The 22839-nt window shown below is 57.0% G+C and carries 21 protein-coding genes; all 21 read right to left on the bottom strand.

The genetic code is table 11. The features are described 5' to 3' along the window. Window positions 1-116: 116 nt before the first annotated feature. Window positions 117-1742: a response regulator gene (locus DQG13_RS10420; RefSeq protein WP_113019689.1), complete on the bottom strand. Its 1626-nt coding sequence runs from the start codon at window positions 1740-1742 to the stop codon at window positions 117-119. Continuing rightward, window positions 1735-3498: a cache domain-containing sensor histidine kinase gene (locus tag DQG13_RS10415; protein WP_113019688.1), complete on the bottom strand. Its 1764-nt coding sequence runs from the start codon at window positions 3496-3498 to the stop codon at window positions 1735-1737. Before DQG13_RS10415 ends, DQG13_RS10420 begins: the two co-directional genes overlap by 8 nt. A 256-nt stretch (window positions 3499-3754) precedes the next feature. After that, on the bottom strand, window positions 3755-3925 hold the full coding sequence (locus tag DQG13_RS30735) for a hypothetical protein (RefSeq protein ID WP_181592684.1): 171 nt from the start codon (window positions 3923-3925) through the stop codon (window positions 3755-3757). 95 nt (window positions 3926-4020) lie between these two features. Then, window positions 4021-5574: an FAD-dependent oxidoreductase gene (locus DQG13_RS10410; RefSeq protein ID WP_113019687.1), complete on the bottom strand. Its 1554-nt coding sequence runs from the start codon at window positions 5572-5574 to the stop codon at window positions 4021-4023. A gap of 54 nt (window positions 5575-5628) precedes the next feature. Beyond that, window positions 5629-6102, bottom strand: a complete 474-nt coding sequence (locus DQG13_RS10405; protein WP_113019686.1) for a low molecular weight protein-tyrosine-phosphatase — start codon at window positions 6100-6102, stop codon at window positions 5629-5631. 44 nt (window positions 6103-6146) lie between these two features. Beyond that, window positions 6147-6665, bottom strand: coding sequence for a hypothetical protein (locus tag DQG13_RS10400; protein ID WP_113019685.1), 519 nt, complete (start codon window positions 6663-6665; stop codon window positions 6147-6149). Further along, window positions 6665-8284 (bottom strand): ABC-F family ATP-binding cassette domain-containing protein, encoded by a 1620-nt coding sequence (locus DQG13_RS10395; RefSeq protein ID WP_113019684.1) that lies wholly within the window; start codon window positions 8282-8284, stop codon window positions 6665-6667. The genes DQG13_RS10400 and DQG13_RS10395 overlap by 1 nt, the downstream gene beginning before the upstream one ends. 96 nt (window positions 8285-8380) lie before the next feature. Further along, window positions 8381-10321, bottom strand: a complete 1941-nt coding sequence (locus tag DQG13_RS10390) for an ABC-F family ATP-binding cassette domain-containing protein (RefSeq protein ID WP_113019683.1) — start codon at window positions 10319-10321, stop codon at window positions 8381-8383. Continuing rightward, on the bottom strand, window positions 10322-11404 hold the full coding sequence (locus DQG13_RS10385) for a M42 family metallopeptidase (protein ID WP_113019708.1): 1083 nt from the start codon (window positions 11402-11404) through the stop codon (window positions 10322-10324). A 136-nt stretch (window positions 11405-11540) separates the two neighbouring features. Continuing rightward, complete coding sequence (locus DQG13_RS10380; RefSeq protein ID WP_113019682.1) at window positions 11541-11807, bottom strand: hypothetical protein; 267 nt, start codon at window positions 11805-11807, stop codon at window positions 11541-11543. A gap of 350 nt (window positions 11808-12157) precedes the next feature. Further along, window positions 12158-12448, bottom strand: a complete 291-nt coding sequence (locus DQG13_RS10375; protein ID WP_113019681.1) for a Dabb family protein — start codon at window positions 12446-12448, stop codon at window positions 12158-12160. 46 nt (window positions 12449-12494) lie between these two features. Beyond that, entirely contained in the window at window positions 12495-13982 is a 1488-nt protein-coding gene (locus DQG13_RS10370; RefSeq protein WP_113019680.1) for an FHA domain-containing protein, read from the bottom strand. Continuing rightward, window positions 13970-14500 carry an A24 family peptidase gene (locus DQG13_RS10365; protein WP_181592683.1) on the bottom strand — a complete coding sequence of 177 codons (531 nt, stop codon included), beginning with the start codon at window positions 14498-14500 and terminating at the stop codon, window positions 13970-13972. Before DQG13_RS10365 ends, DQG13_RS10370 begins: the two co-directional genes overlap by 13 nt. 4 nt (window positions 14501-14504) lie before the next feature. Beyond that, window positions 14505-15161 carry a TadE family protein gene (locus tag DQG13_RS10360; protein WP_181592682.1) on the bottom strand — a complete coding sequence of 219 codons (657 nt, stop codon included), beginning with the start codon at window positions 15159-15161 and terminating at the stop codon, window positions 14505-14507. Continuing rightward, window positions 15154-17415, bottom strand: coding sequence for a coiled-coil domain-containing protein (locus DQG13_RS10355; RefSeq protein ID WP_146767138.1), 2262 nt, complete (start codon window positions 17413-17415; stop codon window positions 15154-15156). The genes DQG13_RS10360 and DQG13_RS10355 overlap by 8 nt, the downstream gene beginning before the upstream one ends. A gap of 24 nt (window positions 17416-17439) precedes the next feature. Continuing rightward, window positions 17440-18441: a TadE/TadG family type IV pilus assembly protein gene (locus DQG13_RS10350; RefSeq protein WP_113019677.1), complete on the bottom strand. Its 1002-nt coding sequence runs from the start codon at window positions 18439-18441 to the stop codon at window positions 17440-17442. Between the two features lie 80 nt (window positions 18442-18521). Beyond that, the gene (locus DQG13_RS10345; RefSeq protein ID WP_113019676.1) at window positions 18522-18731 is read right to left on the bottom strand and encodes a Flp1 family type IVb pilin; all 210 of its coding nucleotides are present in this window, start codon (window positions 18729-18731) and stop codon (window positions 18522-18524) included. 23 nt (window positions 18732-18754) lie between these two features. After that, window positions 18755-19504, bottom strand: a complete 750-nt coding sequence (locus tag DQG13_RS10340) for a type II secretion system F family protein (protein WP_113019675.1) — start codon at window positions 19502-19504, stop codon at window positions 18755-18757. Next, the gene (locus DQG13_RS10335; RefSeq protein ID WP_113019674.1) at window positions 19501-20322 is read right to left on the bottom strand and encodes a type II secretion system F family protein; all 822 of its coding nucleotides are present in this window, start codon (window positions 20320-20322) and stop codon (window positions 19501-19503) included. Before DQG13_RS10335 ends, DQG13_RS10340 begins: the two co-directional genes overlap by 4 nt. Continuing rightward, window positions 20319-21572, bottom strand: a complete 1254-nt coding sequence (locus DQG13_RS10330; RefSeq protein WP_113019673.1) for a TadA family conjugal transfer-associated ATPase — start codon at window positions 21570-21572, stop codon at window positions 20319-20321. Before DQG13_RS10330 ends, DQG13_RS10335 begins: the two co-directional genes overlap by 4 nt. Continuing rightward, window positions 21565-22689, bottom strand: coding sequence for a CpaE/TadZ family protein (locus DQG13_RS10325; RefSeq protein WP_113019672.1), 1125 nt, complete (start codon window positions 22687-22689; stop codon window positions 21565-21567). Before DQG13_RS10325 ends, DQG13_RS10330 begins: the two co-directional genes overlap by 8 nt. Window positions 22690-22839: the final 150 nt, after the last annotated feature.

Genomic DNA, 22839 nt, shown 5'->3' with positions numbered 1-22839 from the left:
TGTCGAATAGTGTTCTTTACACTTTTGATTATACGGCTCTCCCCGCCGGAAAGGAGTGGGGTAAACCTACTGTGCAGGGATACGATTCCACTGTTGTCCGTAATGCCCGCCTCCTTCTAATCCCGTCCATCCGTCTCCTCCGGATGATAGCTCTCGCGGAATTCCGAAGGGGTTTTGCCGGTGATTTTCTTGAACACCTCGCTGAAGTAACGCCGCTCCTCATAGCCCAAGGCGTTGGCCACCTCCTGGACCTGGGAGCCTCCGATCAGCATTTCCTTGGCCCTGGCGATCCGCTCGGCGGTGACGTATTGGGTAACGGTCAAACCCGTCACCTTCTTGAACAGGCCGGAATAATAACTGGGACTCAAATGGACCCAGGCGGCACATTCGCTGACCCGCACCTCCCGGTCCAGATGGCTTTTGATAAAATCCACACTTTTATAAATCAGCGCCTGCCCCTCGGACACATGATGCAGCTTAACCAGCTCCGCCCCCTCCCGGCAAAAGGTTTGGAGCAGCTGCTCCAATCCGGCCAACGGCAATTCCGGGCGGCGGGTTTTGTAGCGGTCGATCAGCGGCTGCAGCTCAGGCAGCGGCACCAGCTCATAAAAGGTGCGGATGGCGGCGGCAGCCAGCTCCTCATACAGGCTTTGCACATAATCCGGATGGGGCTTGGGCGTCATATGCTGGAGGGAATCGGCCATGTCCGCCAGCAAGGCGGCGGCGCGGTCCCCGTTGCCGGAGCGGAGCATAAGAAGGAGCTCATCCTTTTGCTCCAAGGCCAAAGGCGCCTGCCGGTCTGTCCGGGACAGCTGGGTATACCCCAACGCCCCGTTGCCCTCCGTAAACATGTGGAAGGACAGGGCCTGGACTGCCTGAACGTATGAATCCGGCAATTCCCCGATATCCTTTACATTTCCCCCCACGCCCACAGAGATGGTAAATTTGGTGAAGCGTTCAATATTTTTGCAGATGGATTCGGCCCAGGGGGACGGGTTGTCCTCCGGCCCGGTATTCAGCACAACCACGAACCGGTTCATGCTTGAACGAAAAACCATACACTTGGTATACTCCCGCAAGGTCTCTTCCGCAATATTCTGGAGCGAGAAGCGCATCAGCTCCATCTCATTCACGGACGAATCCTCCGAATGCTCCTGAATCCGGTCAATCTCCATAGCCATCACACAGAAGCCTTCCGGGTCAAGGGGAATATTCAGAAATTCCCAGCGGCGGGCGGTCCGCTCCCAGTTGGTGCGATGGCGCACCAACAGCCCCAGATATTCCTGCTGGAGGAGAGGAATGCTCTCCCGCAGCTTCCTCTCCATCTCCTGGACCGACAAAAGCCGGGAGCGCTCCGCTTCAATCTGCTCCTTGGCCCGGCGGACCGTCCCCAGAATCTCCTCCTCGGTAAACGGCTTCACCACAAAATCAAAGGCCCCCAGCTGAACCGCTTCCTTGGCATATTCAAAATCCGTGTAGCCGCTGATCAGGATAACCTTGCAGGTATGCTGGAGCTCCAGAATGGACCGGAGCATGGTCAGCCCGTCCATCCGCGGCATCCGGATATCGGTAATGACGATGTCGGGCTTTTGTTCCTTGATCAGCTCCAGACCGTCCTCTCCGTTGGCGGCCGTACCCGCGAAGCGGATGCCCTCCGCCTGCCAATCCATCGCCTTCAGGCCTTCCACTACGGTGCGGGTGTCATCCACAACGCAAATGCTGATCTCTTTCCACTTAAACATCGGTTTCTGCTCCCTTCATCGGTATGGACATGTATATCACCGTGCCGCGGTCGGGATGGCTGTCCACCTGCAGCCGGGCCTTCCCGCCATAATACAGCTGCAGCCGCTGAATCAGATTGCCGATGGCATACCCCTTGCCCTGCCGGTTCTGGAGCATAGCCCGGACAACCTCCTCCTCCATGCCGCAGCCGTTATCCTCCACCCGGATGCTCCAGCTTTCCGCAGAAGGATCGGAATCCAGCTCAATGCTGATGCGCCCCCCGCTTTCCATGCTGGAAAAGCCGTGCAGAATGCTGTTTTCCACCAACGGCTGAAGAATGATCCGCGGCACCGTCAAAGCAGGCAAGGACGGGTCTTTGACCAGAATGCTGTATTCAAACAGATTCTCGTAGCAGGAGGCCTGCAGCTCCAGATACAGCCTGACATGCTCCAGCTCCTTCTCCAGGGTCGTGATCTCCTTGCCTTTGTTCAACCCCAATTGGAACAGCCGCGACAGGGAGACCACCATGGTTTGGGATTGGTCCACCTGCTTGAGCTTCAGCTTCCAATAGATAACATTCAGGGTGTTGTAGAGAAAATGGGGGTCCATTTGGGCGGACAAGGCTTTGATCTCCGTATTCCGCTTGCTGGCCTCCGCCCCCTTCACCTCGTCGATCAGCACCACGATCTGATCCAGCATCCGGTTGAAGCGGAAGCCCACCTGGGCCAGGTCATCCTCCTGCAGGCTTTCAAAACGGGCGGTAAGATCATTGCTCTCCACCCGCTTCATGACCCGCTGGAGCTTCTGCAGGGGCTTCAGCAGATACCGGGCAAACGCCCCGGACACAAACAGGGTAATAAGGAAGCTGGCCAGGGTAATGAGCACGATCATCCATTTGACATAGATCATATCCTTCAACACGTAATCCTTGGACTGAATGGCCAGAATGGTCCAGTCATTGACATGCATGCGGGCATAATTGAACAAATAGGTATTCCCGTCTTTATTCACGGAGGTGTAGCCGGTCAGACCCTCGCGGGTTACCTCCTGCACCAATGCGCTCTCCGCCGCCTCTGTTACAAGGGGATCGGTTTCGCTGCAGACCAGCGTTCCCCCTGCGCCCATCAGGAACCGCCGGGAACCGCCGTTTCCCTCCTCCGTGCCGGCCAGCCTGCGCAAACCGTCCTCGCGGATATTAACCACCACGTAAACATCCTTCAGGGGAAAATCGGCAATGGGCTCCAGCACCAGGGATACCACCCGCTGTTTGCCGTAAAAAAGCGGATCTTCATGGCCTTCAATCCACAGCGTCCGCTTTTCACTGGCTACCCGCTTGTACAGGTCCGTATCCTGGAAAGGAGCCTGCCTGTTGCGGTTCATGGATAGGGGATAAAATTCTCCCATAGGCGTGGAAACAAAAATGCCCTGAATCAGCGGCTCGGCAATCCGCGCCTGGGAGAACACATTGTCCAGATTGGTCCAGTGGGTATAATACTGGTTATGATTGCCCAGGGATACATCCTTCAGCATGCTCTGAAACTGCTGGCTGATCATGAAGGTCATCATGACCACAGTCAGCTTGCTCAGCTTCTCGTCCAGGGTTTGGGCGGTTTTGACCACCGTGTCCTGGGTCAGCTTCAAGGCGTTTTCCTCCAAAATATTGGAAGTGATGGAATAAGAGAAATAAGAGGTAATCAAAATGGACAGAAGTGTCACCGCCATAAAAGCGGCGATCAGCTTTTTACGAAAGGGGGCTTTGCTGATGAAGGTGGCCATGCGCAGAATCCTCCGCTTGGGAAAGTTGCCGCTCGGCGCTTGGGAAAAGCGGCACATGCACAGATTATGGAACGGATGCGCCGGAATTACAACGTTTGCAACGCGGCGCTCCCAGTATAAGTATAAGCCTAAACAGGCGGGAAATACGGCGGCAAATCCGCTTTTGAGGGATACTTTCCTACGGAGATCCGCAGAAATAGAAAAAACCCTTCTGCCGCAGCAAAAGGGCTGTCATTATTATTCTATTCGCAAGGGCTTAATATTTGGGCGGGAACAGATTGAACAGGCTGGTTGGCGTGTCCATCCACACATCCTTGCTGTCTTCCTTCAGAATGCGCTGGATTTCATCGCGGGCCCCCGCGGGCCGTTCCAGGTTCCGGATCTCTTCCGGTGCTGCTTCCTTTTCCTTCACAAACAGGTTCATCATGGCGATTCCCTCCTTGTAGTGGAAAACGGTACATTGCATGTCACATATATGATTTCTATAACCATTATAACATATATTTATCTGAATGCAATCCGTCACTTTTCCAGAATCGCCTGATGTTGAAGCAGCACATTCTGCAGAAGCCCCATATCCGGACGGCCCAGCTCCATCCGCCTGTCCGCGGCCAGCGCCGCGGCAGCGCCTGCCGCATCCCCCAGCATAATCAGATTGGGATAAACCCGCATGGCCGACCAGGAGTAGGAGTCAATATTGGCCGCATAACCCGGCAGCAAAAGATTGTCCACATAGGGAGTCCGCAGCACCTCATAGGGCACGTACCAAGGCTCATGCAGCGGATTGGTCAAGGCTTCCTGCTTCTGATACGTATTGGAGTCGAAGTTATAGAAGCCCACGCCGATCCGCCTGTCGTAAAATTCCTGCCCGCCCTTCATCACATCCGCTTCCGTCAGGGCATGGGCTGCAGGGGCTCCCGGCTTGTTGCAGGCATGAATCGTCTCCCGCAGGTACAGGATCTCTCCGACTGCCGGCTCCCCATTCTCCAGAACGGGCTCCACATTGGCAAACCCCGGCAGCTTCCGGATCATCTCCCAATATTCCGGTGTTTTGAGCTCCTGCACCGCCAATTCCCGGGCCTCCTCCGGGTCCAATTCCGGGGATTCGGGATACAATCCGTTGTCCAGCTCCCGGTCCCGCCACATCTTGCGGCCGTCCACCTTATAAATAATCATGTGGTTCAGCCAAAAGGGAGTTTTGCCGGTGTCCGCCCCCACGTGGGAATAACCGTCCTCCCCGGCATTGTACGCCTTCAGCCTGAAGTAGGGGCTGTTCCGGTCATAAGCCAGAATCTCGGGAATGGTGTAGACCTCCCGTCCGCCCCAGAACTGGAAGGAGCCTCTGGTGGAATAAGCCACGCCGTTGGCCGTTTTGTTGGGGGCGATAGCGGCATACGCATCCACTCCCTTCACCTTGTACATCAAGGTGGCGACCATTTGCAGCTGGTCCTTGCCCGTATCCTCCCGCCCGGTGGTGTAGCCTGCTCCGGTGAGCCGCAGCAGCCGCCCGGTTTCCGAGGCGTCAATGAACACCTCGGCCTGAACGGAGGAGGAGGCTGCGCCGCTGAAGCGGTACCGGCCATCCTCGGGGTCCTTGCGGATTTTGCGGAAATGGAGCTCTTGAATGGATGCGGCATTTTCTTTAAGATCCGCCTGGGTAATATCCGTTTCATACAGCACCCGGATGCGGCCTGAGGCCTTGGTTTCGCGGACAAAATAAGCCTCCATCTCCGACGGGGCAAAAACCGCTCCCAGCGCCTTCACAAACCGATACAAAGAGCCTCCCTGGGAGCCTGCGTAATCCGCAGGCAATCCCGGTGGAAGGCTGGAAGGTTTGTGATAGTTCACATCAAACAGATTCTGCCTGCCGGCAGTCATGGTGGAGCCCAATTGGCGTTCCGGCACAATCATCAGCACATCCGCCTGGCGGCTGGACGATACTGCCGTCAGCGCGGCGGATACCGCTTGCGGACCGCCTCCATAGATCACAATCTCATAGGTTACCGCCCGAAGGTCGGCGGTGGAAAAGATGCCAAGCAAGGAGATGATCATGAATGCGGACGCTTTGCGGAGCATAAAGGTTGGCTACCTCCAATGAAGTCCAGGTGTGTTTAAGTTAGTATAGCCTTTTTAAGTCAGTTTCTCCCGCTGGCGGATGTGGTTGAGCAGAGCCTCGCATCCGGCGTCCACCATTTCGTAAACCTCTTGGAAATTGCCGGTATAATACGGGTCGGGCACGTCCGTATGCTCCCGTCCCTTCACATAATCCATCAGCGGAAGCACCTGGGCAGCGTGCCCCTCCGGCGCAAACCGCTGCAGATCCGCCACATTGGCCGCATCCATAGGCACGATATACTGGTGGACGGCAAAGTCCTGCCCGTTCACCTGGCGGGCGGCAAGGCCTTTGTCGGAGATGCCGAATTCCTTGAGAATCCCGCGGGTTCCCTCATGGGGCGGCTTGCCCGTATGCCAATTGCCGGTTCCGGCGGAGTCCACCCGGATCTTGTCCGCAAGTCCGGCCTGCTCCACCTTATGCCGGAACACTGCCTCGGCCATAGGGGAACGGCAGATATTGCCCAGACAAACAAACAAAACCTGAATCATGCGCTTATCCTCCCTTGAATGGCAGCGAAGCAAAGCTTTCTTTTTCAGCCCAATATTCCCAAAGTTTTGTCCGTGTGGGCGGCAAGCTCGGGAAGGTCGTCGATCACCGCTTCCGTGAAGGTTCTTCCGAACAAAAGCCGGACGGTGTGGCGGACCTCCTCTTGGCCCTGACTGTAGCTATGCGTAATTTGCTGTTCGATCCTGTACTGTTCGCCCCAGACTGCTCTGATGGCTCTTTCCGCTTTTTCGCAGGCTGTCTGGGGATTGGCTCCCTTGGAAAGGGCGGCGGTAAAGGAAATCATGATGGAGCAGCCTGCCTGGGCTTCCGGCTGCTCCAGAATTTCCGCCGCCATATTCGACAGGGAGGAGGACAGCTCCATCCAGGCGGTATAACCTCCGGCATCCGGTTTGGTGCGGAAGGCAATCCGGAAGGTGCGGGAGAGGGAAGCCAGATCCACCAGATCCTCTCTGGCCGTCACTTGAATAAGGCCTCCAAGGTCCATGTCATAGACTGCACCCTCCATCACAATCTTTACATTTTCATAGATAGTGGGATCAAACATTACGAATACAGCTTCTCCCGCTGGCGCTTCACATCGTCATTCTCCAGATATTCATCGAAGGTGGTCATCATTTTGTCGATCATGCCGTTGGGGGTAATTTCGATGACACGGTTGGCGATGGTCTGGATGAACTGATGGTCATGGGATACAAACAGCATGGTGCCGTCGAAATCCACCAGGCCGTTGTTCAGCGCCGTAATGGACTCCAAATCCAAGTGGTTGGTAGGTTCATCGAGAACGAGGACGTTGGCCGCCTGCAGCATCATCCGGGACAGCATACAGCGCACCTTCTCGCCGCCGGAGAGAACATTGGCCTTCTTCACCGCTTCTTCGCCGGAGAACAGCATCCGTCCCAGGAAGCCGCGGATAAACCCTTCATCCTGTTCCTTGGAATATTGACGCAGCCAATCCACCAGGGTCAGGTCGCAGCCGTCGAAGTATTCGGAGTTGTCCTTGGGAAAATAAGCCTGGGAGGTGGTGACGCCCCAGCTGTAGGAGCCGGCATCGGCCTCAAGCTCGCCCATAATAATTTGGAACAGGGTGGTTTTGGAAAGACCATAGGGACCAACAAAGGCGATTTTGTCTCCCTTGTTCACCGTAAAGCTGATATTGTCCAGCACCTTCTCGTCGCCGATGGTTTTGGTGAGCCCTTCCACCGCCAAGAGCTGCTTGCCTGCTTCCCGCTCGGCCTTGAAATTGCAATACGGGTACTTCCGGTTGGAAGGACGGATATCATCCAGGGTCAGCTTCTCCAGCTGCTTCTTCCGGGAGGTGGCTTGTTTGGACTTGGAGGCGTTGGCGCTGAAGCGGCGGATAAATTCCTCCAGCTCCTTGCGCTTTTCCTCTACCTTCTTGTTTTTGTCGGACATCAGCTTCTGGGCCAGCTGGCTGGACTCGTACCAGAAGTCATAGTTGCCCACATACATTTGAATCTTGCCGAAGTCGATATCTGCGATATGGGTACAAACCTGGTTCAGGAAGTGCCGGTCATGGGATACGACGATAACGGTGCCATCGAATTTGGCCAGGAAGTTTTCCAGCCAGGTGATGGATTCCAGGTTCAAGTGGTTCGTCGGTTCGTCCAAAAGAAGAATGTTCGGGGTGCCGAACAGCGCTTGGGCCAACAGAACCCGGACCTTCTCATTGCTATCCAGCTCGCGCATCAGGAGATCATGCTTATCTTTGGTGATGCCCAGCCCCATCAAGAGCTCAGCGGCGTCGGATTCCGCTTCCCAGCCGTTCAGCTCGGCGAACTCCCCTTCCAGCTCGGCAGCCCGCATGCCGTCCTCATCGGAAAAATCCGCCTTCATATAGATGGCATCCTTTTCCTCCATAATTTCGTACAGCCGGGTATGGCCCATGATAACGGTCTTCAGCACTTGAACGTCATCATATTCGTAATGGTTCTGCTTCAGCACAGCCATCCGTTCGCCGGGACCGATGGCCACCTCGCCGGTGCTGGGTTCGATTTCGCCGGAGAGAATTTTCAGGAAAGTGGACTTGCCCGCTCCGTTGGCGCCAATCAGCCCGTAGCAATTGCCGGGTGTAAATTTGATATTAACCTCATCAAACAGCGCGCGGCTGCCATATCTAAGGGATACATTGCTTACTGTAATCATCTGTCCGTAACCGCCTTTTCATCCATGAAGGAATAGTCATATACTCAAAATGCTATTGTAGCATAAAACAGGGCCGGAAAAAAGGAATTTCGCGGATTATCCCCGTTTTTCCCGCTCAATGGCTTCTATAAGCTCGGATAGCTCCGTCCAGCGGGTCATGGCTTCATCCAGCTCCACTTCTTTGGCCGATTGCGCCTCAAACAGCTCCTGCACCTTCACGGAATCGCTTCCTGAAGCCGCCAGCTCCCGGCGGATGCGCTCCAGATCCTCCTCAAGCCGGGCGATCCGCTCCTCAATGCCGTCCCATTCCTTCTGCTCCTTGTAGGAGAGCTTCCGGGGACGGGAAACGGCGGAGGTTGCGGCGGCGGCTGTGGCGGACGGGGCTTGTGCCGCAGTTTTTTTGGCTGTGGCGGACGGGGCCTCCCGTTCTTCCGCCTCCCTGTCCTTGCGGGCTGCGAGATATTCGGAGTAGCTTCCCAGGAAAGGCTGGACTTCACCCTCGCCTTCAAAGGCCAGCAGCTTGTCCGCCACCCGGTCCAGGAAATACCGGTCGTGGGAAACGGCGATAACGGTCCCGGGGAAATGCTCCAGATAATCCTCCAGAATGGTCAGCGTCTGGATATCCAGATCGTTGGTGGGTTCGTCCAAAAGCAGCGCATTGGGCTCCCCCATCAGGGTGCGCAGAAGGTACAGCCTGCGCTTCTCCCCGCCGGACAGCCGGCCGATGTAGGTCCACTGCTGCTCCTGGGGAAACATAAACCGCTCCAGCATCTGGGAGGCGGTTACGGTAATGCCGTCATCCAGCTTAATGGTCTCGGCGGCGTCCCGGATATACTCCAGCACCCGCTTGTTGGGATCAAGCTCCTCGTTCTCCTGGGTATAATAAGCCATACGGACGGTGCTTCCCGTTTCAATGCTGCCTGTATCCGGCTGAAGCTGTCCGGCCAGCATCCGCAGCAAGCTGGTTTTGCCGCTGCCGTTGGGCCCGATAATGCCGATCCGGTCGCCGGGCTGAATCAGAGCGCTTAAGTCTTTGATCAGGGTTTTGGAGCCGTAGGCTTTGGAGACATTCTCCAGCTCCAGCACCTTTTTGCCCAGACGGCTGGCGGTGACATGGATCTCCATGGCCTCCTGAGGAGCATCCGGGGCCTGCTTCTGCAAGGCTTCCGCCCGCTCGATCCGGGCCTTCTGCTTGGTGGAGCGGGCCTGCGCGCCGCGGCGGAGCCATTCCAGCTCCCGGCGGAGCAGATTGCGCCGTTTGTCCTCCGACGCCGCCTGCATCTCCTCCCGCTCGGCTTTTTTCTCCAGGTACACGGCATAGTTGCCTTCATACGGATAAATGTCGCCCTTGTACAGCTCAAGAATCCGGGTGGCCACACGGTCCAGGAAGTACCGGTCATGGGTAACTAACAGCAGTGCGCCTCTGTACCGGGACAGCTGTCCCTCCAGCCATTCCGCCGTTTCGTTGTCGATATGGTTGGTAGGTTCGTCGAGAATCAGCAGATCGGCGGGATGAATCAGCGCGGCGGCCAGGGCCACCCGTTTCTTCTGGCCCCCGGAGAGCTGGTTGACCTGTTGGGAGTAGTCATGGATGCCAAGCCGGGACAGAATGGTTTTGGCCTGGGTTTCCGCTTCCCAAGCGGAGGAGGCATCCATGGCTTGCTGGGCGGCAAAGAGGCGCTTCTGCTGCTCGGGATTTTCCGGGTCAGCTCCCAAAGCGGCCAAGGCGGCTTCATAATCCCGAATGATCCGCATGGCAGGCAGATCGCCCTGGAAGATATAGTCCAGCACGGAGACGGCTTCGGTAAACTCCGGCGCCTGGTCCAGGTAGGCGATGCGGAAGCCTCCGGGCTGAATCACTTTCCCGGAATCCGGCGCTTCCAGCCCGGCCAGAATCCGCAGCAGAGAGGATTTGCCCGTTCCGTTGACGCCGATCAGCCCGATCCGCTGGCGTTCCGCAACGCTGAAGGAAATCTGCTCGAACAGCACCTTCACGCCATATGTTTTGGTCAGATTTTCTGCAGTAAGGACATTCATTTACGCATTCGGCTCCTTTACGGGCTTATCTTCCGCCTCCAGCACATAAGCGGCCAGAAGCGAGATGGTGTTCATAAGCGCATCCCGGTGGGTGCGCTCAAGAGAGTGGGAAGCATGGACCCCCGGCCCGATCAGGGCGGCCCGGAGATTATTGCCGCCGCGCATGGCGGCGGAGGCATCCGAGCCGTATTGCGGATAAATATCTACCGCAAACCGCAGCTTGTCACGCTCCGCCAGCCGGATGAGCCGGGTGGTCATGGCGCAATCGTAGGGGCCGGAGGAATCCTTGGCGCAGATGGACACATCCTGCTCCGTACACGCCAGGTCATCCCCGATGGCGCCCATGTCCACGGCAATCAGCTCCGCTACATCGGCAGGCATATAAGCCGCCCCATGCCCCACCTCCTCATAGGAGGTAATCATCAGCTTCAGTGTCTTGTGCGGCTTGGCTCCGGTCCGGGCAATAAGCTCCGCCAGCCCGAAGAGGCAGGCCACTCCCGCTTTGTCATCCAAGTGCCGGGATTTAATGTAGCCGTTCTCCAGCACACGGGTGCGGGGATCGAAGGAGATATAGTCGCCGTTGCGGATACCCAGAGCCGCCGCCTCGTCCTTGCTGGACGCAGGGGCATCCAGCCGGATCTCCAGATTCTCCTCCTCCCGCTTCAACTCTCTGGCGTTCTTGTATACATGGACGGAAGGGCTGGTGGTCAGGATGGTTCCGGTGTAGGTTTGCCCATTGCGGGTATGGACGGTGCAGTATTCCCCCTCAATGGAGTTCATGGCATATCCGCCAACGGGGGTAAAGCGCAATGCGCCTGAGCCTTTAATGGAGCGGACCATAGCTCCCAGGGTGTCCACATGGGCAGTTAAGGCAAGTGTGCCTGTTCCCGCTTGGCCGGGGATGGTGATGATGCAGGCTTGTTTGGGCGTCCGTTCCGTCTGCCAGCCCAGCTTGGCCGCCTCCCGCTCCACCCGGAGCAGAACCTCTTCGCAGAAGCCGCTGGGACTTGGAATGGCCAGCAAATCCTCCAGGACAGCCAGCACATAAGTAGAATCAATATGGTCTATGTAGGGTTTATTCATCATTGATTTTATCCCGCCTCTCAAAAGGTTTCCCAGCTTCTCATTGTACACCAGATTCCGCGGAATTCCTACGGACAACAAAAACAGGAACCGAATAACGGGATTTCCCCGTCCGGTTCCTGCTTGAGTTTTATAATCAGGAAACTGCCTGCGCGGCGGCAGCCTTCTTCTTCTTCAAGGCGGCGATGCCTTGCGCCGTAATCTTCGCCATATAGTGGGAGCCTTCGGATTGGAACCGGATAAGCCGGTTTTCCGCCAAATATTCAAGGGCAAAGAATTTTTCCGGATTCATCTCTTCCCATGTTTTTGGAATCATGGCCTTGCGGCCCTTTTCTACCAAATGATAGGAATACAGCTCCTGCAATACTTCCTCACGAATTTTAGCGCGCTTTGCAGATGCCATGGTGGCTCACACTCCTTAGAAGGGTCGGATGTCTTATATTTCCAAATACTTCGACTTACGTTATCCAAATACCTTTAATTAGGTATTAACCAGATGCTGATCTTATGAAACACTTTTGCTAAAAAAATTTTAAAATAACTTCTTTTGGGTTATTTCAATTAATGTTTAATTTATAAACTTTATCGTTTACTAAGTATTATAAATACATAATAACAATTTCCTAATCCCTCGTCAAACATTAATTTGAAAGGAAATGAAATGAAAAAAGACGCCCTCCGGCGTTCCGGCAGGCGTCTTGCGGTTATAAGGCACAGCCATTCCAATTCTGGCCTCGTTCGGTTTTTTTGCGGTTAATCGATAATAAAATCCACTGCCGCCGCGGCTTGCCTTACGGTGGCAATGAAGCTACCGACCTCAACATGATACGGATGCACCTGGTACGCGTTCATATCCTCCAAGCTGGCGAAGGTCGTAATCAAAGCCACATCGTAAGAACGCTCCGAACGGACCACATCGATGCCGACCTCAATATCCAGAAGCTGGGGAACTCTGCCCTTCAAGCTCAACAGCTTGTCCTTCACTTCCTGAAGCTTGTCCGGGGTTGGATCGGCCAATTTAAACAGCACTACATGCCGCAGCATTCCACATCTCTCCTCAAATCTATTTAAGGGGGATTATACCACGGGTTCAGCGGATTCGGAAGATCAGATGGGTTTGGGCCGCGGTGATTCTGTCGCCGTTTTTTAATGGATAAGCCTCATGGGGCTTAAGGGCTTCCCCGTTCAGCCTTGTGCCGTTTTTGGAGCCCAGGTCGCAGAGTGTCCACAGCTCCCCCTCCCGCCTTATTTCTCCGTGAATCCGGGATATGCCGGAGGCATGTAGCACACAATCGGCTTCGCCGGGGCTGCGCCCGAAGGAAAAACGGGAGCGGGTGATCGCCAGGGAGGAAGCAACAGCCTCATTCTCCAGCAGCTCCAGCGCCGCTTGGGGAGCGAGCAGCTCCGTTTCCGGCACCAGCAGCTCCGTTGGCGGCACTGCCGGTCCGCTTGACGCGGACGCCTCCAGCAAAACGGTTAACGCCGGATTTTCCCGGTACAGCCGGTTCCGCTCCTCTGTCCATTGGAAGGAGCGCGGGGCAGCGGCGGCGGGAAGCTCTGTCCGTTCCTCCGGCGACTCCCGGAGAAAGAATGAGTCCGGCTTCGCCAATGGCTGCGCCCAACTGTCCCCCTCCGCCTCCTCTTCCAATTCCATGAGGAGCCGCTTCTTTTCTTGCCCCTTGCAGAGGGCATAAACGGCCAAACCGGCCACTGCAACAGCGCCAGCGGCGCCCATTGCCGCCGGTGAGGGGAACAGCGCGGCAACGCCCCAGCCCGCCGCCGTCAGCACCAGCGCCAGCCGCAGCGCCGCAGCGGAGGAGAGCTTCCATTGAACGGAAGGAAAGCGCAGGGTATCCCCGTCATCCGGCACATCTGCCGCAAGCGGCGGCGCAGCGGTTGCAGAGGTTGGCTGCGGCGGAGGGCGGTCCCGGCCAGCCTCCGCAGGTTCGGCTTCCTCCGCCGCAGTTGGCCGGCCGGCAGAAGCCGTCTGCCCGGGAGAGAATTGCAGGGCAAGGAGCAGCTGCCTGAAATCCTCCAGCTCAAACAAGGAGCTTTTGAGACATTCCACCATAACGCTGCACTCCTCCAGGGAAATGCCGCCCCATTCCATCAATTGAAGGGTTAGCTGGTACAACTCGTGGCGGATGGAGGGTTTTTGCTCCAAATGCCGCAGCGGCAAATAAACCATCTGAATATCCCGCGGGCCTTCACCGATGAGAATAAGGGAAGGATGCAGGGCATATTTGCGTTCATCCAATAAATAGACCCGGCTGTCCGCCAAGGTGGAGACAATGGTCAGGAGCACCTCCATCAGCAGTCTCGCATCCGCGTCTCCGGCCTGGAAGCGGTTTTGCAGCGGCATTCCTACGGGAAGCCTGTACCGCAGCCTGGCCTCCGCATTCATTTCCTCCACATCCAGGGACAGGACCCGGGGGATGGAATGCCGCTCCAGCATCCGCAGGTCCAGCCGGGATAAGGCGGCAGCGGGGATCATGGCCCCCTTTTGGGTCAGCAGCCAATAGCGCCCCTGCCCCTTTTCTGCCGTAAAGGTCATATCCAGATACGTTACGGCATCCATACAGGCACTCCTTTGCTCCCCGTCTCCCACAATGCCGTACAGATCCCGGGAATAACCGCCGCCATAAACGGAAACCGGAGAGTCAGCCGCTCATCCAGACAAAGCTTCTGGCGGATAAACAAAAATCCAGTCACTGCAAGCCAAATCCCCTTGCCTCCGGCAAGCAGCCGCCGCCGGTACAGGAGAATTCCGATGCCGATCACCCCCGCCCATAAAACGGAATAGGTGATGGCCGAAAATGTCAGCCAGGGTCCGCCAATGGCTCCGATTGCCGCGAACAGCTTCACGTCCCCGGCGCCCACAGCTTTGCAGACATACAGCAGAAGCATAACGCCAAACCCCAGCCCCGCCCCCATTAGTGAGCGGCCCAAAGCCGCAAAACCTCCCGTCCACATATGCCCCAGCAGCCCGCCGCCAAGTCCGGCCAGGGACAGCCAATTGGGAATTTTCCGGTGCCGCAAATCCGTATACCCCGCCGTCAGCGTCAAAACGGCCAACATGCCTAACAACATATCCATACTCTCATTCCTCTCCCACCCAAGCGCGCTCCACACTGGTTTTCTCCAAATAAAGGGTCTTATTCCAAAACGGAACAGGAAGCCGCAAGGCATACCCCGCCGTAATCCGCATATTTGCGTCGCCTCCTTCTTCCAAGGAGGGAAGCTTGACTGCTTCCACCGACAACCTCTCCGCCTTCAGCAGCTTTCCGTTGGCATAGTGCCGGAGAATGGGCTCAAAGGCCCGGCACAGCAGAGGGTCCGTCACTTTGCGGACAGCGGCGTCCACCGTATTTATCCCCTGCTGCTCCAGACTTTCCCGCTTGTTGATCTCCCACTGCACCAAGAGCCCCACCATATCGGGAAACAGGGACTCATACCTGAGCACCCAGTCTTCCGCCTCCGCCCAGCCTGCCCGGGCGTCCATCAGCTTGTCCGCCATGCTGCCTGCCCATTGACCGGGTGCGGTGGACATGGCCTGATCCTTGGCCTCGCGGTAAACCATCCGCACCGGCTCCCAGTGGGCGGCGGCGCTTTTGGCGGTTTCAGAGACGGCCGAGCGCAAGGCCGCTTCAGCAGCCGCAATCTGAATCAGGCTGGTCATAAACAAAACAAACATCACCATTGCTGGCAGCACAATGGCCGCCTCCACTGTAATCGAGCCCTCTGTTTGTTTAATCATAGGCATACACGGCGGTTTGCCGGAACCGGGACCGCCCTTCCTCTATGTCCAGATTGAAGGCTCCCGTTTTTTCGATGGCCTTTAATACTCCCGGCAAAAACCACATATTGACACTGGCTGCGGATGTTCCCTGGACATAGGTGGTAGTCCGGGTAAGATCGACGCCGGTGTTCAGCTCCAGCAAGGCCTGCATCCGGATGAGCACGGAGGTTTGGTTGGGATGGAGCATGAATATCACCCGCAGCATATCCTTGTAGGTTACCTTGAAGGCTCCCAGCTTCTGAAACAGGGACACGGCTCCTCCTCCCGTCAATGTGTGCATATCCTGCACCGCCCTCACCGCCCCTTCGGCGGCGGCCTTCAGCAGGGCCACAAGGGGAGCGACTGCTCCGGCGGCGCCGGACGAAGGTTCCATCAGCGCTTCCGCCGTGCGTATCCCCAGAAACAGCAGGAACATTTCGCCATAGGCGGCGCCCAGGTTCAAATCGCAGCTGTTAAAGCCGTACAGCAGATATTCGGCCTCCTGCCGGACCAAGGGATGCTCCCCCGGCTTGGAGCGGGCGAGGCCTTCATTTGGCGCCGCCTCTCCCTTTCCCCAGGTGCGGTAGTTGAATTTATCCAGCGCATATTCATTGATGAACAGCTCATCCCGCAAGCCAGCCAGAAAGCCGCTGAATTTGCCGATGATGTCCATCCCCAGGTCCACGGATGTGTCCGCTTCCGCAGCGGGACGGTTTACCCCCGGCGGGGCCGCCGCCAGCTTGCTGTAGGCGCTGTATTTGGCCGCAAGGCTGTCAGGTCCGCCCAGCTTTGCGTACAAAGCGATTTCCCCGCTTCCGGTGCTGCAGCCGGTCACGGCTTTGCGGATTTCCGCCAGAGAGTTGCCGATTTTTTGCCGCTCCTGCTCCTCTTCATTCCGGGCCGCATCATTTCTTGCTTGCCGTTCCGCTTCCAGCGACGCTCTGCTGCTTTTGAAGGATGCCGAAAACGCCGATAGCTCCTGGAGCTCCTCCGCCACCTTGCTCCATTGGGAGGTGTTCCACCAGGCCTGCTCCGCCCAACGCAGAGCCAATCCGTGCAAGGCTGCCGGGATACGGGCCGCTTCCGTCTTATAACGGGAGAAGTAAGCCATGTCATAAGCTGAGGTCATAAGCAGCAGATTCTCCGAAAGCTGGCTGTCGGCCGTACTGGCCGCCCGGTAGCGCTCCAGCTCAGCCAGCCACTTCCCCTGCAGCTCCTCCGCTTGGTCCAGAGCGGCGCCAAGGGCGCGGTAGTCCGTATCCAGCTTCTGCTCAGTGGCGGATACAAGCTGCTTGGAGGAAGCAAACAACAGGGCGTACTCGGCCATATCGGCAAGAGTTTGCTTTAATTTGGCCAGATTGGCCGACTGCTCCGACAGAAGGGTGCTTGCCGCATTCAACTCGTTCTGGACCGCGGACATGGCGCTCATCAGAGACTCTGCGGCTCCAGGCCCTTCCTGGCCGGTCAACGAGGCCATTGCCATGGAAAGGGCAAGCATGGATTGCTGAAGCTGCCGGATTCGTTCGTTCAGCGATTGAATCGTCCTCTCCGCATCGGACACAGCCGCCAGCACCTGCTCTTCTGTCCGGTCTCCGATCTGTCCGGCCAAGGCCGTAAGCCGGGTCAGATTGCTGCTCAAGGTGGCCCCTGCCCCTTCCACATGCTCCAGCATGGCTTGCGCCTTCTCCCATGCCTTGTCCAATGCCTCCTCCCGCTTCCAGTGGAGCTTCTCCAGCTCCCGCATACTGTCCGAATACAGCTTGGCCTGGCTCATGGCCTGATCCGCTTTGCTTTTTTGGAATTTATCCAACAGCTCCGTGATAAACTCCACCGGCGCCTTCAGCTTCATCTCCTGCACGATCTGGCGCTTCAGCACCTCCGGATTGGCCAAGGTATAAACAGGCTCAATTCCGCTGCCCGACTGCTCCATCTGCAAATCCAGATAACGGTAGCCCTCTCCCCCGGCCAGATTCCGGTTCAGGTAATCCAAGTATAGCGGGACGCTGCCGCTCTCCTCCCACCGCAGCCCAAACAAGCCGTATCCGGCAAGCGTGCGGTCGTACCGGGACATCACCGACCGCAGCGCCGCCTTTAAGGCAAGCTCATTCTCCCGCTGGGCCAGCTGCAGCCGGATCAGATCGGCAAACAGCGCCTGAAACAGAAAAATCGGCACCAGAACAATCATCAGATAAACCGACGCCGACCCGTTTGTATGCTTCCAAAACCTCCCCACCGCTTCACCCCGCCAGCCTGCTGTTTATTGATGGTAAACCACCATAATGCCGTTCTCCGCCAGCTCCCGCAGGAGGGCCGGCGTCGTATCGAATTTGCCCGTTTTTTGGACCAGGAAAAAATGCCATACCACACCCTTCACCTTGCCTGTGCGGATCAGCTCCGCATCCTTTTGGATTTGCAGCTTGGCGTCCGTTTTGTTCACCGTATATTTTGCTTCATGGGCGAAGCCGTCCGCATCCAGGACATCTATTACCCGGTTCCCGTAAGGGGTCTCAAGCGATGTTCCATTGGCATGGAGCAGCTGCTGGAGATAGGCTTTGGCCTGAGCTTCCGATTTGATGATGACCGGCTGGGCCTCTCCCGGCAGCAATTGCCGCAAAGCCTTGGATGCCTCCTCCGGCGACGAAAACCGGCTTTTCAGCTTGGAGGCATAGGTGGAAACCAGCTCCACCGTGCGCAGAAATTCCACCGGATCGGCCACATATACAGATGCCCCTTCTTCCAGCTGCCTGCCCTGGGGAGACAGGATGTTCTGCACCCAGGAAGACCATTCCCTTGACCAATCCGCCCGCACCTCCCCTTCCAGCACCCGGTTAAAGTAGCTGCCTTTTCCGGAAATATTGCCGTCCAGCCCTTGGGAAGAGCGCCATAGCTTCCGGCCGGACAAGGATTGGCCCGACACCTGCAGCCCCGGCAGGGCAATATCCGCCTGGCGGAATCCGCTTAAAGAGGCGCGGAGCCAACCCAGACCTTCGGACACCATCCCCGCATACACATCATCCATGTCCTGATACACAAATGCGCCGGAGACTGCATCCTTATGGGAATCCTTCCAGACATAAGCAGAGCGCTCCGACCATTCATAGGCGGCTTGGATCAAATCCCCTTTTTCATAGGCCAGGAATCCAAGCCCCAGCATAGCCAGGGTGAACCAGAACACCACCGGCATCAGCAGGGCGGATTCAACATGGAAGCTGCCGGCTTCATTCCGGCAAAACCGGCGGAGGCAGCGGATGGGGCGCATGTGCCTTAGGCTGCACACTCTGCACAGTTCCGCTCCATGAACTCCATATAGAGTGCCAAGGCGATCCTCCCGGCGTTTTGTCACGGACCAGGGGTGTTGGGAACAATAGTCTTGGTGTTTTGGATATCCGCATTGGTATCCGAAAACAGCCGGTTCACCCATTCCACGATCCATTTGCGAAACGCTATGGCAATAATCACGATAATCGCCAGGATCAACAGCATTTCCAGCGTACCCAGCCCGTCCTCATTGTTCCAAAACCGTTTAATCTGATGCCATCCCTTTTTCATATGAAGCCTCCTTCAATAATGGTTTACTGCATGGACAATACGGCGGGGGCGGCGACAATCAGCATCACGGTGCAAAACAGCAGCACCATGGGAAACACCATCTTGGCGGATGCTTCCTCTCCGATGGTGCGGGCCGCCGCCTTCCGCCTTTCCCATAAGGTATGGGACAGTTCCTCCAGGGAGAAGGCAAAGTCGCTTCCTCCCCGCTTGAAATTCATCAGCACATTGGTGGCAAACATGGATACCTCCAGCACGCCGCAGGAGCGGCTGAACTCCTCCATGGCAATGACGAACGGCCGGTTGTCCTTTAAGGCCCGGGACAGTTTCACCCATTCTTTATATAAAGGATGGGATTCATCCGCTTGTTGGGAGGAACGGTGGATGGCCTGATGCAAGGTCTCCCCGGCATGGAGCAGCAGGGTGATTTTGTTCAGCAGCTCCGGCAGCTCCAGGACAATTCTCCGTCTTTTTTGCTTCACTTGGGTTTCCAGGGATTTCACCCGGAAGATGACGAAAAACACCATCAAGAGCAGGCAGAACGGGATCATGACGGCCCCGCTGGCAAGAGCCAAAACAGCCGAAAAAACAGCCAATGCAAGCAGATGAAGGACGGTTTCCGCCGCAAAGCTGCGGCAGGCCTCCGCTGCGCGGTTTGCCCCGTGCAAAGCGGCCATCCGCACATGAATCATTTCAAACAATAAGGGCCACCGCTCATAAATCCGCAGCCTTTCCAACCCTTCGCGTATCCAGGCTTGCATACTCCAGGCTTTCACAGCTTCATCTCCATTAGCTTCCCGGTAAGCCACCAGCACAGGAGCATAACGGCCAAGCCGGCCGTCATAATGGAAGCGCCTGCGGCATTGCCGTACAGCGGCTCCATATAATCCGGCGAGCTCCAATACAAAAGGCCGATCACTCCCAGCGGGGCAGCGCCGAGAATTCTCGATTCAAAACGCCGTTGCGCCAGCTGCACGGAAATTTCCTGCTGGATCTCCATTTTGTCCCCGATCATCTGGGAGGTCCGCCGCATCACCTCGGCCATATTGCCGCCGGTCCGTTTGGCAGTAACAAACACATCCAGAAACTGGGACAGCTCCTCCAGCCCGGAGCGGCGGCAGAAATCCGCCAGCGCGGATTCAATGGTCTCCCCATTGGCCATTCTCCGGCTAATCCGCTGAAACTCCACCACAATGAAGGTTTGGGGATGACTGTACAAAAAACCAAGGTCGGCGGCGGCAGCGGCAAAGGAGTTCTCAATGGATCTTCCCGCCGTAAGAGAGGTCACCAGGGCATGGAGCCCCTGCTTGAATTGCAGGCGCAGCTCGTTCATCTGCTTGTGTACCCGCATCTGCCGGTACCGGCCGGGTACGCCAAAAGCGGCAAAGGACAACAGCAGCCCGGCGGCAAGCGAGTGGTAAAAAAGGTAGCCGATGCAAAAGCAAACCAACCCGCCGACGGCAAAACATAACGCATATTCTGTGGTGGAGAGATTATATGCGGTATAAACGGTGCCTTCCGAGGGTCCGCTCCATGCTTGCCGGGCGGACTGGACAGCGTGCCTTCCTTTGGGTTTGGCAATGGGCAATTTCAAGCTTCATCCCTCCTGTCCGGCACATCCTCCAGCCCCGCGTCCCGCAGCTTCTGCCGGTTTGCGAGCATATGGCCAGTGGCGCAGAGAGCCCCTTTTACTCTGCCGCTGCCCGGGTTTGAGGAAGGCGCCTCCTGAAACAAGAACAACGGGGCAATCTCGATGTCCCCCTCCCGGATTCCCGTCACCTCGGCTATCTCCACCACCCGCCTGCTGCCGTCCCGCATTCTGCTGAGATGGACAAGAAGATCCAATGCCGAAGCGATCTGGCTGCGGATGACCTGCACCGGGAGCGCGGCTCCCATCAGCACCATGGTTTCCAGGCGGCTCAGCATATCCTTGCTGGAATTGCTGTGCCCGGTGCTTAAGGAGCCGTCATGGCCCGTGTTCATGGCCTGGAGCATTTCCAGCGCTTCCCCGCCTCTCACCTCGCCTACGATAATCCGGTTGGGACGCATCCGCAGGGAAGCGCGGATCAGGTCGCGCATGGTGATCTGTCCCTTGCCCTCCGTGTTGGCATTGCGGGTCTCCAGGGATACCAGATTGTCCACTTGCCGAATCTGCAGCTCAGCGGAATCCTCGATAGTGATGACCCGCTCACCCTGGGGAATCCAGCCGGACAGGGCATTTAAAAAGGTGGTTTTGCCCGAGCCGGTGCCGCCGCTGATAAAAATATTGTATTTGGCCTGGACGGCTTGCTTCAGGAAAGCGGCCGCTTCTGCGGAAATGGATTCCCGGTTGACCAATTCCTCCATGGTGAGGGGATGGCTGGGAAATTTCCGGATGGTAAGAGTCGGTCCCTTCAAAGCAACGGGAGGCAGCACCACATGCACCCGCGAGCCGTCTGCCAGCCGGGCATCCACAATGGGCTGGCTTTCGTTCACCGTCCGGTTGACCTTGGACACAATGGCCTGAATCATATCCTCCAGCCTGGCCGGTTCATCGAACCCGCCCTGAAAGGAACGGATTTTCCCTGCCTGCTCATAAAAAATTTCCGTATGGCTGTTCACCATAATTTCCGTAACTGCCGGATCGTCAAGCAAGGGCTGCAAAATGTCCAACCCGCGGAAGGAGGAGAACACTCTGCGGATCAGTTGGTTTTTCTTCCGGAAGTGAAGGGGCAGCTCCCGGGACAAGGCAAACACCGCCTCTTCGATACGCTTGGTCAACAGCTCATCAGACAACGATTGTGAATAGTCGATGCTTGATCCCACCTCCTGCCGGAGTCTGCGGATCAAGGCCTCCTCATCCATGGCTGCGCTCACCTGCCAATCCGGCCGGGGGCTGCATCATGGACAAAAGCCATTTTTGCAGCCGGCGCTCATACAGCGTGGAAGTCTCCAATTGCCGGAAATCACGGAGAAAGCGCCATTCCTCCTGGTACGGCAATATTTCCTCGATTTCCATGCCGCCGCCCTGCCAATCCTGCGGATGCCCGCTGCCGGCATTCAGAATAGCCGACAGCTTGTCCCGGATTCCCGGAACTGCCTCCGCCAGCCTGGGAAGCTGCCGTTCCGCTTTGTGCCGGACGACACCATGATCGGGTATGAGCCAGGCGATCCGGTGGCAGGCCTGCAACGCCCCCAATATCCGGGGATGAAGGCTGCTGTCCAGATCCACAATAACCGCGTCCGCCCCCAAGGTTTGCGAAGCGCGGCGGATCAGGCCAAGGGAATCCTCCCTGTCCATCTCCTCCAGGTCCTCCAGGTTTGAAGCTCCAGGCAGAAATCTGATCTTGCGGCAGGCATCCTCCACCAGCTCCGGCCCCAAACCGGGTCCTCCTTCTGACGTTCCGCCGGTCACCCGGTACATGGCTCTTCCGAACCGGTCTTCGCCGTCACCGCTCCAGCATAAGGAAGGAATGCTCTCCAAGGTGAGCGCCAGAGGATGGAAACCCATCCGGCTCAGCAGCCCTGCAGCGGTATAGGCGAATACGGTTTTGCCCGCTCCCCCTGATGCGGAATACACGCCAAGAATAAAACAGCCGTCTTTCCCGGAAGCCTCCCGCCCCCTGCCGTCCGCCGATTTGCCCGCCAATTGCAGCACCGCGTCCAGCAGCCGGTTTAGGGGCTGATACTTTTCCAGCAGAATTGCGTCCTGTTGGGCAAAAGCGGCCCCCTCCTCACTTAGCAGCGCCACCGGGCAGCCTTGCTGCAGCTGGAGTGGCAGGCTCCCGCTTTCTGGATCGGCTGTGTCCAGAAGCAGTACATCCGGTTTGTTCTCTCCCGCCATCATGCTTCGGCAATAGTCCCCGCTGGTGTACCAGACGATCTGCACCAACGGCCGGTATTCGGACAAACGCACAAAGGACAGCAGCCTTTCCGTGTATTCCTTGTCCAGAGACAGCAGGCCCACGGCACATTTTTTCAAATGCTACACCTCCCGTGAAAACTCGTCCGGACAGCACAAAAAAAGCACTGCCGGCGCAAATAAACCAACGCCAGCGGTGCTTCCGCATCTCGTTATGGATCAATTAACTACGAGTATAGCACAGACGAGCAGGAATGCAACCCCTTTTTT

The organism is Paenibacillus sp. YN15 (genome assembly GCF_003285005.1).
Taxonomy (GTDB): Bacteria; Bacillota; Bacilli; order Paenibacillales; family NBRC-103111; genus Paenibacillus_AR.
Note: the sequence above shows the minus strand (reverse complement) of the source record. Positions and strands in the feature narration are given on the sequence as shown.

Coding starts and splice junctions, on each gene's coding strand:
- DQG13_RS10420 (WP_113019689.1), bottom strand. CDS start 1,742: ATGTTTAAGTGGAAAGAGATCAGCATTTGCGTTGTGGATGACACCCGC.
- DQG13_RS10415 (WP_113019688.1), bottom strand. CDS start 3,498: ATGGCCACCTTCATCAGCAAAGCCCCCTTTCGTAAAAAGCTGATCGCC.
- DQG13_RS30735 (WP_181592684.1), bottom strand. CDS start 3,925: ATGATGAACCTGTTTGTGAAGGAAAAGGAAGCAGCACCGGAAGAGATC.
- DQG13_RS10410 (WP_113019687.1), bottom strand. CDS start 5,574: ATGCTCCGCAAAGCGTCCGCATTCATGATCATCTCCTTGCTTGGCATC.
- DQG13_RS10405 (WP_113019686.1), bottom strand. CDS start 6,102: ATGATTCAGGTTTTGTTTGTTTGTCTGGGCAATATCTGCCGTTCCCCT.
- DQG13_RS10400 (WP_113019685.1), bottom strand. CDS start 6,665: ATGTTTGATCCCACTATCTATGAAAATGTAAAGATTGTGATGGAGGGT.
- DQG13_RS10395 (WP_113019684.1), bottom strand. CDS start 8,284: ATGATTACAGTAAGCAATGTATCCCTTAGATATGGCAGCCGCGCGCTG.
- DQG13_RS10390 (WP_113019683.1), bottom strand. CDS start 10,321: ATGAATGTCCTTACTGCAGAAAATCTGACCAAAACATATGGCGTGAAG.
- DQG13_RS10385 (WP_113019708.1), bottom strand. CDS start 11,404: ATGAATAAACCCTACATAGACCATATTGATTCTACTTATGTGCTGGCT.
- DQG13_RS10380 (WP_113019682.1), bottom strand. CDS start 11,807: ATGGCATCTGCAAAGCGCGCTAAAATTCGTGAGGAAGTATTGCAGGAG.
- DQG13_RS10375 (WP_113019681.1), bottom strand. CDS start 12,448: ATGCTGCGGCATGTAGTGCTGTTTAAATTGGCCGATCCAACCCCGGAC.
- DQG13_RS10370 (WP_113019680.1), bottom strand. CDS start 13,982: ATGGATGCCGTAACGTATCTGGATATGACCTTTACGGCAGAAAAGGGG.
- DQG13_RS10365 (WP_181592683.1), bottom strand. CDS start 14,500: ATGGATATGTTGTTAGGCATGTTGGCCGTTTTGACGCTGACGGCGGGG.
- DQG13_RS10360 (WP_181592682.1), bottom strand. CDS start 15,161: ATGATTAAACAAACAGAGGGCTCGATTACAGTGGAGGCGGCCATTGTG.
- DQG13_RS10350 (WP_113019677.1), bottom strand. CDS start 18,441: ATGCGCCCCATCCGCTGCCTCCGCCGGTTTTGCCGGAATGAAGCCGGC.
- DQG13_RS10345 (WP_113019676.1), bottom strand. CDS start 18,731: ATGAAAAAGGGATGGCATCAGATTAAACGGTTTTGGAACAATGAGGAC.
- DQG13_RS10330 (WP_113019673.1), bottom strand. CDS start 21,572: ATGGATGAGGAGGCCTTGATCCGCAGACTCCGGCAGGAGGTGGGATCA.